Source organism: Streptomyces sp. NPDC048331, from assembly GCF_043201215.1.
Lineage (GTDB): Bacteria > Actinomycetota > Actinomycetes > Streptomycetales > Streptomycetaceae > Streptomyces.
Genome location: NZ_JBICYT010000041.1, coordinates 47,423 through 57,860, shown reverse-complemented (window position 1 = coordinate 57,860; position 10,438 = coordinate 47,423). Strand labels below are relative to the sequence as shown.

Below are 10,438 nucleotides of genomic sequence, written 5' to 3'. Positions count from 1 at the left end.
GGCGCCCCCCCCCGGGGGGCGCCCCCCCCCCCCCCCGCCCCCCCCCCCCCCCCGCACCCCCCCCCGGGGGGGGGCCCCCCCCCCCCGGCGCCCCCCCCCCCCCCCCGGGTCCGGGCAGGGCCCGGGGAACGGTGGAAGGGCGGGTAGGGGACAGCCCCGCAGGGCAGCCGCAACCGGCCGCGCCCGCCCAGGCTTCGACGGACGGAGTCCGGCGCAGCGGCGCGAAGCCGGGGAGGCCCCTCGGGCCGAGCCGCGCGAGCGGCGCGTCAGGAAGCGGAAGGCGTGTGCCGGCGGGCGCGGAGGGCCAGGCTCAGGGAGAGGACCGTCTCCGGGTCGTCCAGGTCCGTGCCCAGGAGCTCCGAGATGCGGGCCAGCCGGTTGTACAGCGTCTGCCGGTTCAGGTGCAGCTCGCGCGCCGTCTCCGCCTTGCGGCCCGCGTGGGCCAGGTACGTCTCCAGCGTGGGCAGCAGCGGCGGCCGCGAGGTCGTGTCGTGCGTGCGCAGCGGGCCGATCGCGCGGTCCACGAAGGCCGCCAGGTCGGGGTGTTCGCGCAGCCGCCACAGCAGCAGGTCGATGTCCAGGCGCCGGGCGTCGTACCAGGGGCGGGCCGGCAGGCCGTGGGCCGCGGTGGCGGTCTCCGCCGCGTGCCGCAGACCGGCCGAGGCGGCCGCCCAGCCCCCCGCCACGCCGACGACCACCGCCGGCGGGGCGTCGGCCCGGTCCAGGCCCGCGCGCTCGACACCCGCCCGCAGCGCCGCCGAGACCCGGTCCGCGACCGCCGTACGCTCCGACTCCGCCCGCAGGGAGACCAGCAGCGGCACCCGGCCCTCGACCGGGCGGACACCCAGCAGGACCGGGACGCCGACCGACGACAGCTCCTCCAGCACCGCACGGGCCAGGACCGCCCAGTTCCCGGACGGCCCGAGGTCCGAGCCCAGCCGCATCACCACCGGCAGCAGCGGACCGCCGCCCGGCTTGAACCCCAGCACGCGGGCCTGCGCCGGGGCGTCCTCCGCCGAGATACGGCCCTCCGCCAGGTCCGTCAGGAAGTCACCGCGGCCGCGCGCCGCCAGCTCCTCCTCCTGCCGCGCCTGCATCAGGACGACGGCCAGGACGCCCGCCGTGCGTTCGGCCGCCATCCGGTGCACCGGGAGCAGCGGCGTCGACACCCCGACCAGGACGACCCGGGCCCGGACCGAGCCGGTGCCGTGGCCCCCGCCCGGGACGTCGACCACCACCGTGTTCGTGGCGGGTTCGGCCTCGCGTTGGCCGCGCAGGCCTTCCCACACCTGGAGCGGATCCGCGCCCGCGTCGCCCGCCGCGCTGCCGGCGGCGTACAGGAGCTGCCCGTCGGGGGTCTCCAGGAAGACCGGGTTCCCCGTGAAGTCGGCCAGGATCCGCAGGACCTGGGGGATGCCCCCACCGCCCAGCAGGGCCTCCGTACAACGGCGGTGGACCTCCTCGGCCCGCTGGAGCAGCGCGTAGTGGTGGTTGACGATCTCGGTGTGGACCTCCTCCGTGACCGCGACGAAGGGGACCTCCCGGTGGAGCTGGACCAGGGGCAGTCCCGCCGAGCGCGCGGTCTCCACGATCGTGGCGGGCAGCCGGGTGAAGCGCGGGCCCAGCTCGACCACCAGCGCGGCGATCCCGCGGTCGGCGAGGCGCCGTACGAAGGCCCGCTGCTCGGCCGGCCGGGTGCCGAGACCCAGCCCCGTGGTCAGCAGCAGCTCACCGCCCTTGAGCAAGGAGGCGATGTTCGGGACCTCGCCCGCGTGCACCCAGCGGACGGTCCGCCCCAGACGGTCTGCGCAGGCCACCACCTCCGGCAGTCCGCCGCGCAGCCCCGGCAGTTCCAGCGCCCGCTGAACCGTGATCCCGCCCTGGTTTTCCATAGCGCGGGACGCTACCGGCAGACCTGTCCCCATCGTCAGGCGGGCTGGATGTTGTGGTTGAAGCGGAAGATGTTGTCCGGGTCGTACTGCCGCTTCAGCGCGCCCAGGCGCTGCATGTTCTCGGTCCCGAGGCCCGAGACCACCCGCTCCGCGCCCTCGTCCCCGGTGAAGTTGAGGTAGACCGCGCCGGTGCTCCACGGCCGGGCGTCGGCGCGGACGTCCTTGACCCACTGCCGGCAGCGCTCGTCGTCGGCCGCGTCCGCCCAGATCCCGAACGGGTGCACCGCCCACGGCGCGTCGCGGTACGGCACCGGGTAGTCGGTCGGGCCGGAGGCGATGGCGCCGCCCTGCGGGAAGACCAGGTGCTGGGTGCCGGTCGGCACCGGCATGGCCTCGGCGCGGGCGCAGAAGACGTCCACGAACGCGTCGGGGCAGCCGGTGAGGTACTCGGCCGACCAGTAGTTCCGCATCCCCGGCGGGTCGTCGATCATGCACTGGAGATCGGCGTACGGGATGGCCGTGACGATCTCCGACTCGTGGGGGATCGCCAGCAGCGGCTGCGCCAGCTTGCGCATCTCGTCCTCGGGGCCCGCGTACGTCAGCAACGCCCCGGCCAGCAGCCGGCCGACCAGGTGCGGCGGGACGAACTCCTCGGGCGGGCCGGTGAGGTACAGGGCGGCGCCCGAGGCCTCGGGCGGGGCGGCCTCGATGACGTCCCGGTACGTACGGACCACCTCGGGCCCGCGCTCCGGCAGGTACAGCAGGAACGCGATCGACATGGCGGGCAGTTCGTACAGTCGCAGGGTGAGCGAGGTGGCGATGCCGAAGTTCCCGCCGCCGCCGTGCAGCCCCCAGAACAGCTCCGGGTGCTCCTCCGCGGTCGCGTGGACCAGCTCGCCCTCGGCGGTGACCAGGTCCACGCCGAGCAGGTTGTCCACGGCCAGGCCGAACTTCCGGTCCAGCCAGCCGCTGCCGCCGCCCAGCACGTAGCCGCCGACGCCCGTGGTGGAGGCGCGGCCGCCGGTCGTCGCCAGCGCGTACGGCTCGCAGGCCCGGTCCAGGTGGCTCATCGTGGCCCCGCCCTCGATGTGCGCCGCCCCGGCAGCCGGATGGACCGTCACCTCGTGCATCCGCCGCAGGTCCACGACGAGGCCGCCGTCGTTGAGGGACATCCCGGCCACGCTGTGCCCGCCGCCGCGCACGGCGACGTTCAGGTCCAGCTCCCGCGCGAAACGCACGGCGGTCACCACGTCCGCCGTGCTCTCGCACTGGGCGATGACGGCGGGTCTGCGGTCGATCATCGCGTTGAAGAGGGTCCGGGCCTCGTCGTACCCCGGATCCTCCGGGGCGAAGACCTCACCGGACAGATCCTCGCGGAGCGCGGTCAGGGCCGCGCCCGCCTTCGACAGGGGAGCCATGGCTGCCCCCTTCCACCGGAGGGAGGGCATAGGCCGTGTCTTTCGGATCAAGTCTTTCGGATCAAGCCGGGCCCGCGGCGAAGGACACGGCCCGGGTCCCTTCCAGCGTAGGCGGGGACGATCACCGGGGCGCGGCGAGAACGTCCGCGCCCCGGCGGGCCGCCGTGATTCAGCCGCCGTACGCCCCGCTGGCCGTCAGCCGCAGGGCGGTGTCGATCAGCGGGACGTGGCTGAAGGCCTGCGGGAAGTTCCCGACCTGCCGCTGGAGCCGCGGGTCCCACTCCTCCGCGAGCAGGCCCAGGTCGTTGCGGAGCGACAGCAGCCGCTCGAACAGCCGCCGCGCCTCGTCGACACGGCCGATCATCGCCAGGTCGTCCGCCATCCAGAACGAGCAGGCCAGGAAGGCCCCCTCGTCACCCTCCAGGCCGTCCACACCGGCCTCGTCGCCCGCCGTCGGGTAGCGCAGGATGAAGCCGTCGGGCGTGGACAGCTCGCGCTGGATCGCCTCGATGGTGCCGATGACCCGCTTGTCGTCCGGCGGCAGGAAGCCCATCTGCGGGATCAGCAGCAAGGAGGCGTCCAGCTCCTTCGACCCGTACGACTGGGTGAAGGTGTTGCGCTCCTTGTCGTAGCCCTTCTCGCACACGTCCTGGTGGATCTCGTCGCGCAGCTCGCGCCACCGCTCCAGCGGGCCGTCCGCGTCCCCGCTCTCGATCAGCTTGATCGTGCGGTCCACGGCCACCCAGGCCATCACCTTGGAGTGCACGAAGTGGCGGCGCGGGCCGCGCACCTCCCAGATGCCCTCGTCCGGCTGGTCCCAGTGCTCCTCCAGGTAGCGGATCAGCTTGAGCTGCAGCAGCGAGGCGTAGTCGCTGCGGGCGAGCCCGGTCATGTGGCCCAGGTGCAGGGCCTCGGTGACCTCGCCGTACACGTCGAGCTGGAGCTGGCCCGCCGCGCCGTTGCCGACGCGGACCGGGCGCGAGTTCTCGTAGCCGGGCAGCCAGTCCAGCTCGGTCTCGCCGAGCTCCCGCTCGCCCGCGATCCCGTACATGATCTGCAGGTTCTCCGGGTCGCCGGCGACCGCCCGAAGCAGCCACTCGCGCCAGGCGCGGGCCTCCTCGCGGTATCCGGTGCGCAGCAGCGAGGAGAGGGTGATGGCCGCGTCCCGCAGCCAGGTGTAGCGGTAGTCCCAGTTGCGGACGCCGCCGATCTCCTCGGGCAGGGAGGTGGTCGGCGCGGCGACGATCCCGCCCGTGGGGCCGTACGTGAGGGCCTTGAGGGTGATCAGCGAGCGGATCACGGCTTCCCGGTAGGGCCCGTGGTACGTGCACTGCTCGACCCACTCGCGCCAGAAGTCGGTGGTCGACTCCAGGGCCGCCTCGGCGTCGGGGGTCTCGGGCGCGTCGCGGTGCGAGGCCTGCCAGCTGATGCTGAAGGCCTTCCGGTCGCCCGGTCCGACGGTGAAGTCGGAGTATGTCGTCAGGTCCTCGCCGTAGGTCTCCGCGTCGGCGTCCAGCCAGACGGAGTCGGGGCCGGCGACGGCCACGGTACGGCCGTCGACCTTGTGCACCCAGGGCACGACCCGCCCGTAGCTGAAACGCATCCGCAGCGCCGAGCGCATCGGCACCCGCCCGCTGATGCCCTCCACGATGCGGATCAGCTGCGGCGCGTGGTCCTCGCGGGGCGGCATGAAGTCGATCACGCGGACCTTGCCGCGCGGGGTGTCCCACTCGGACTCCAGCACCAGCGAGTCACCGCGGTAGCGACGGCGTGTCGCCCGCGGGGCCTCGGTGCCCGCCGGGAACGACGGGCCGATCCGCCAGAACCCGTGATCCTCGGTGCCGAGAATGCTCGCGAACACGGCGTGCGAGTCGAAGCGTGGCAGGCACAGCCAGTCCACCGCTCCGTCCCGACAGACCAGTGCCGCGGTCTGCATGTCCCCGATCAGTGCGTAATCCTCGATGCGCCCGGACACGTGCATCTCCAGTCGAACGGCCACGTCCGCCCCCGCGGGGGCGCTTGCATTGCGCTGTTGCGCGGTCTCCTGTGTGCAGGGAGTGCCGCGTGAGCCCCATGATTCCGCATACCGGCCCGGTTAGGCCGTCCGACGGACTGCTCGGCGGTGATGTGTGCAATATCCGAGCAGGATATGACGGCACCTTAGTGATCTCCGTGAGGCCCGGAGGAATGCGGTTGCGCCGAACGGGTGAGCTGCGGCCTTGCCGCCCCGGCGCACCCCGGCGCCCCCGGGCGGAGCCCGTGCGCCGCGTGCCCGGAGGCGGACCCCGCCGGGCGCTGATAGGCTGGTACCCCGTGGACCGGTGGTCTGCCTGTGCGAATCAGGAGCCCCGAAACCGCAGCTTCGGCGCCCCCTGAGACCCTTCCGGATCGACGGTGACCGGCGCCGGACGCACCTCACCTCGCGACCACGGGAGCCCCCTCTTGGCGATGCCGCCCAAATCCATGACGACCAAGCACATCTTCGTCACCGGGGGTGTCGCTTCCTCCCTCGGCAAGGGCCTGACGGCCTCCAGCCTGGGTGCGCTGCTGAAGGCGCGCGGTCTTCGGGTCACGATGCAGAAGCTCGACCCGTACCTGAACGTCGACCCCGGCACGATGAACCCGTTCCAGCACGGCGAGGTGTTCGTCACCAACGACGGCGCCGAGACCGACCTGGACATCGGCCACTACGAGCGCTTCCTCGACGTCGACCTCGACGGCTCGGCCAACGTCACCACCGGCCAGGTCTACAACACGGTCATCGCCAAGGAGCGTCGCGGCGAGTACCTCGGTGACACCGTGCAGGTCATCCCGCACATCACCAACGAGATCAAGCACCGCATCCGCCGGATGGCGACCGAGGACGTCGACGTCGTCATCACCGAGGTCGGCGGCACCGTCGGCGACATCGAGTCGCTGCCGTTCCTGGAGACCGTCCGCCAGGTCCGCCACGAGGTCGGCCGCGACAACGTCTTCGTCGTGCACATCTCGCTGCTGCCCTACATCGGCCCCTCCGGCGAGCTGAAGACCAAGCCGACCCAGCACTCGGTCGCGGCCCTGCGCAACATCGGTATCCAGCCCGACGCGATCGTGCTGCGCGCCGACCGTGACGTTCCCACCTCCATCAAGCGCAAGATCTCGCTGATGTGCGACGTGGACGAGGCGGCGGTGGTCGCGGCGATCGACGCCAAGTCGATCTACGACATCCCCAAGGTCCTGCACACCGAGGGCCTGGACGCCTACGTCGTCCGCAAGCTCGACCTGCCGTTCCGCGACGTCGACTGGACGGTGTGGGAGGACCTCCTGGACCGGGTCCACAACCCCGACCACGAGGTCAAGGTCGCGCTCGTCGGCAAGTACATCGACCTGCCCGACGCCTACCTGTCGGTGACCGAGGCGCTGCGCGCCGGCGGGTTCGCCAACAAGGCCCGCGTCCAGATCAAGTGGGTCACCTCCGACGACTGCAAGACCCCCGCCGGTGCGGCGGCGGTGCTCGGCGACGTCGACGCGATCTGCGTGCCCGGCGGCTTCGGCGACCGCGGCGTCAACGGCAAGGTCGGCGCGATCACCTTCGCCCGCGAGAACAAGATCCCGCTGCTCGGCCTGTGCCTGGGCCTGCAGTGCGTGGTCATCGAGGCCGCGCGCAACCTCGCGGGCATCGAGGACGCCAACTCCACCGAGTTCGACGCCTCCACCCCGCACCCGGTCATCTCGACCATGGAGGAGCAGCTGGCCTTCGTCGAGGGCGCGGGCGACCTGGGCGGCACCATGCGCCTCGGCATGTACCCGGCCAAGCTCGCCGAGGGCTCCATCGTGCGCGAGGTCTACGGCGACCAGGCGTACGTGGACGAGCGCCACCGGCACCGCTACGAGGTCAACAACGCCTACCGCGGCGAGCTGGAGAAGAAGGCCGGCCTCGTCTTCTCCGGAACCTCCCCGGACAACAAGCTCGTCGAGTACGTCGAGTACCCGCGCGAGACGCACCCCTACCTGGTGGCCACCCAGGCCCACCCGGAGCTGCGCTCGCGCCCCACGCGCCCGCACCCCCTCTTCGCCGGCCTGGTCAAGGCCGCCGTGGAGCGGCAGCAGTCCGCGAAGTGAGAGCCTGACCGCATAACGTAGGCAGCCGGGGCACGGATCGTGCCCCGGCTGTCGCGTTCTCGGGGAAGGTATCGGCCATGGCCATGGGCAACGACATCGTGGACACACCGGAGTCGTGGGAGGTCGTCGCCTCACGGACGCCGTTCGAGGGCGCGAAGACGGCCGTCCGCTCGGACCAGGTCCGGATGCCCGACAGCTCGGTGGTGCGCCGCGACTACCAGGTGCACCCGGGCTCGGTGTGCGTCCTCGCCCTCGACGAGGAACAGCGGGTGCTGGTCCTCAAGCAGTTCCGCCACCCGGTGCGGCACCGACTGTGGGAACTCCCGGCCGGTCTGCTCGACGTACCCGGTGAGAACCCGCTGCACGCCGCCCAGCGGGAGCTGTACGAGGAGGCGCACGCCAAGGCGGGCGAGTGGCGGGTGCTGGCCGACTTCTTCACCTCGCCCGGCGGATCCGACGAGGCCGTCCGGATCTTCCTCGCGCGGGATCTGGCGGAGGCCGAGGGGGAGCGGTACGAGGTCTCCGAGGAGGAGGCGGACATGGAGATCGCCCGGGTCCCGCTCGCGGACCTGGTCCGCGGGGTCCTGGCGGGCGAGCTGCACAACCCGGGACTGGTGACCGGGGTACTGGCCCTGGCCGCCGCCCTCGCCTCCGAGGGCGGCATCGAGGCCCTGCGCCCGGCCCTCGCCCCCTGGCCGGCCCGCCCGTACGAGGCGTAGGCCGTCTCTTCCGGGTCCGTCGACGCCGTACGGCGCGCCTCGGCCGGCCCCCGCGGGCCCGCCGGGGCCGCGCCGTGGGAGCGGCGCGTGAAAAATAGGTCCATCTGCTGATCCGATTGGGGGATTTGCCCGCCGCGCTCCACCCGGGTCGTCGCTCTGCGTGAACTACGCTCGCAATCCGGTGGCAGGGAGAGGAGCGGATCCGTGGCGGATTTCGTCGGGCGGCGGCGTGAGCTCAAGGAGCTGCGCGAGGACATCGCGCGAACCGGGCTCGACACCCTCTCCGGCCGCAAGGCCAAGGCGCCCCGGGCCCGGGTGCTGCTCGTCGCCGGACGGCCGGGGTCCGGGCGCACGGCCCTCGCCGAGGCCTTCGTGCAGGAGGTCGCCGAGGATTACCCCGACGGCGTGCTCCGCACCCGGCTCACCACCCCCGGCGGGGCGACCGTGCCCACCGAGCGGGCCGTCCGCGGCCTGCTGGAGGGACTGGGCCGACCCACCCCGCCCGGAGCCGGCGAGGACGAGCTGAGCTCGGCTCTGCGCACCGCCCTCGAAGGCCGCCGGGCCATCATCCTGGTCGACGACGCCGTCGACCCCGAGCAGGTGGACGCCCTGCTGCCGGACACCCCCGAGTGCCTCGTCGTGGTCACCGCCGAGGGGCCGCTCACCGGCATCCCCGACGTCCGGCCCTGCACCCTCGGCGGACTCGACACCCCCTCCGCCGTGGAACTGCTCGTCCAGCGCATCGGCGACACCCGGGTCACCGCCGACCCCCGGGCCGCCGAGGCCCTCGCCGAGGAGTGCGGGGGCCAGCCCGCCGCGCTCGTCCTCGTGGGCGGCTGGCTCGCCGCCCACCCCAAGGCATCCGTCGCCGACGTGGCCAAGCAGCTCCACGACATGCCCGCCACCACCGGCGGCCCGCTCGCCCGCGGCTTCCGGCTCGTCTACGAGTCCCTGCCGCAGCCCGCCCAGCGGACCCTGCGGCTCCTGCCGCTCGCCCCGGCCGGCAGCATCGACTCGCACACCGCCTCCGCCCTGGCCGGCTGCTCCGTGGCCGCCGCCCAGTCGACCCTGGACGACTTCGCCGGGCTGGGCCTGGTCCGCCCCTCCCGCGACGGCCTCTTCCTGCTGCCCGGCTGCCTCGCGCCGCTGCTCCAGGCCCTCCTGGAGGCCAAGGAACGCCCCGCCGAGGTGCAGCTGGCCCGGGCCCGGATGCTGGAGCGCACCGTACGGCTGCTGCACTCCTGCCGGGCCATGGCCGACGCCGCGGAGCCCGGGGTGGACGCCGCCGTGGACGACGGCCTGCGCGAACTGCTGGACGGGCTGCCGCGCGCCCTGCGGTTCCCCGACCGGCGGGCCGCCGCGACCTGGCTGGACACCCGGCTGCCCGCGCTCACCGCAGCCGCCACGCTGGCCGTGGCCGACGGTGGGCTCGACACCCTGGCCCGCCGACTGGTCGCGGCCCTGGTCCGGGCGCTGGCGGACCACCGGGGCACGGCCGGGGCCGCCCCGGAGCTGTACGGGCTGCACCGCCTGGTCCTGGACGTGGCGGAGCGCCGCGACCTGCACCGGGAGCAGGCGGCCGCGTTGCTGAACCTGGCCGATCTGGATGCCGAGACCGGCCGCACCCAGGAGGCCCTGGAGCGCTACCGGGCCGCCCTGGACGCCGGACGGGCCGCGATGGATCCGTACGCCACGGGCCGCGCGATGGAATCCGTAGGAGGCGCCTACCAGGAGCTGGCGGACTGGCACCGGGCCTCCGACTGGTTCGGCCGGGCGCTCTCCCAGGCCCTCGCGCGGGGCGAGCGCGCGGACGAGGCCCGGCTGTACGGGCGGCTCGGGAACGTCCACACCTACGCGGGGCGGTACGGGGACGCGCTGCGCAGCTGGCGGGCGGCCGCCGCGGGCTACCGGAAGCTGGCCGATGTCCCCGGTCAGGCCAAGGCGTTGAGCGAGATGGCGCGGGTCCAGGAGTACGCCGGCCGGCCCGAGGAATCGCTGCACACCTGCCGCGAGGCGGTGGAGCTGGCGCGCCGGGCCGGGGACCAGCGACTTCAGGCGGCACTGCAGGTCAGGCTGGCCGACACGCTCGACAGATTGGGCGACCCCGCAGCTGCCAGGCTGCACCGCTCAGCAGCTGACAGATTGCTGGGAGATGACCCCGCAGCCTGCGAAATCCGTAGTGATTCCGACTGAGATTATTTGTTTGCAAGGCTAGACAGCACGTCATCCTTCATTAGACTGGGTTCACCGCGGCATCCCGTGGTGCATCCCGTTGCGCGTTCTTGTGGGCGGGTATGTATGGAAGTGC

The 10,438-nt window shown here is 73.2% G+C and carries 6 protein-coding genes; 3 read left to right on the top strand and 3 right to left on the bottom strand.

The annotated features are described in order from the left end of the window. Positions 1 to 266: 266 nt before the first annotated feature. From ACGFYY_RS35720 to ACGFYY_RS35710, 3 genes are all read right to left on the bottom strand, one after another. Entirely contained in the window at positions 267 to 1,892 is a 1,626-nt protein-coding gene (locus ACGFYY_RS35720; protein WP_393715939.1) for a PucR family transcriptional regulator, read from the bottom strand. Between the two features lie 35 nt (positions 1,893 to 1,927). Then, the gene (locus ACGFYY_RS35715) at positions 1,928 to 3,310 is read right to left on the bottom strand and encodes an FAD-binding oxidoreductase (protein WP_365277988.1); all 1,383 of its coding nucleotides are present in this window, start codon (positions 3,308 to 3,310) and stop codon (positions 1,928 to 1,930) included. A 169-nt stretch (positions 3,311 to 3,479) separates the two neighbouring features. After that, on the bottom strand, positions 3,480 to 5,309 hold the full coding sequence (locus ACGFYY_RS35710) for a glycoside hydrolase family 15 protein (protein WP_365277985.1): 1,830 nt from the start codon (positions 5,307 to 5,309) through the stop codon (positions 3,480 to 3,482). A gap of 449 nt (positions 5,310 to 5,758) precedes the next feature. Between ACGFYY_RS35710 and ACGFYY_RS35705 the strand changes: the two genes are divergently transcribed. The 3 genes from ACGFYY_RS35705 to ACGFYY_RS35695 all read left to right on the top strand — a co-directional run bounded on the left by ACGFYY_RS35705 (position 5,759) and on the right by ACGFYY_RS35695 (position 10,323). Then, entirely contained in the window at positions 5,759 to 7,411 is a 1,653-nt protein-coding gene (locus ACGFYY_RS35705; RefSeq protein ID WP_365277983.1) for a CTP synthase, read from the top strand. Positions 7,412 to 7,494: 83 nt separating this feature from the next. After that, positions 7,495 to 8,130: an NUDIX hydrolase gene (locus ACGFYY_RS35700; protein ID WP_352042385.1), complete on the top strand. Its 636-nt coding sequence runs from the start codon at positions 7,495 to 7,497 to the stop codon at positions 8,128 to 8,130. A gap of 204 nt (positions 8,131 to 8,334) precedes the next feature. Further along, positions 8,335 to 10,323, top strand: coding sequence for a tetratricopeptide repeat protein (locus tag ACGFYY_RS35695; RefSeq protein ID WP_365277980.1), 1,989 nt, complete (start codon positions 8,335 to 8,337; stop codon positions 10,321 to 10,323). Positions 10,324 to 10,438: the final 115 nt, after the last annotated feature.

Excerpts from the sequence above, each read along its gene's own strand:
- ACGFYY_RS35705 (WP_365277983.1), top strand. The coding sequence starts at position 5,759 with ATGCCGCCCAAATCCATGACGACCAAGCACATCTTCGTCACCGGGGGT.
- ACGFYY_RS35715 (WP_365277988.1), bottom strand. The coding sequence starts at position 3,310 with ATGGCTCCCCTGTCGAAGGCGGGCGCGGCCCTGACCGCGCTCCGCGAG.
- ACGFYY_RS35700 (WP_352042385.1), top strand. The coding sequence starts at position 7,495 with ATGGGCAACGACATCGTGGACACACCGGAGTCGTGGGAGGTCGTCGCC.
- ACGFYY_RS35720 (WP_393715939.1), bottom strand. The coding sequence starts at position 1,892 with ATGGAAAACCAGGGCGGGATCACGGTTCAGCGGGCGCTGGAACTGCCG.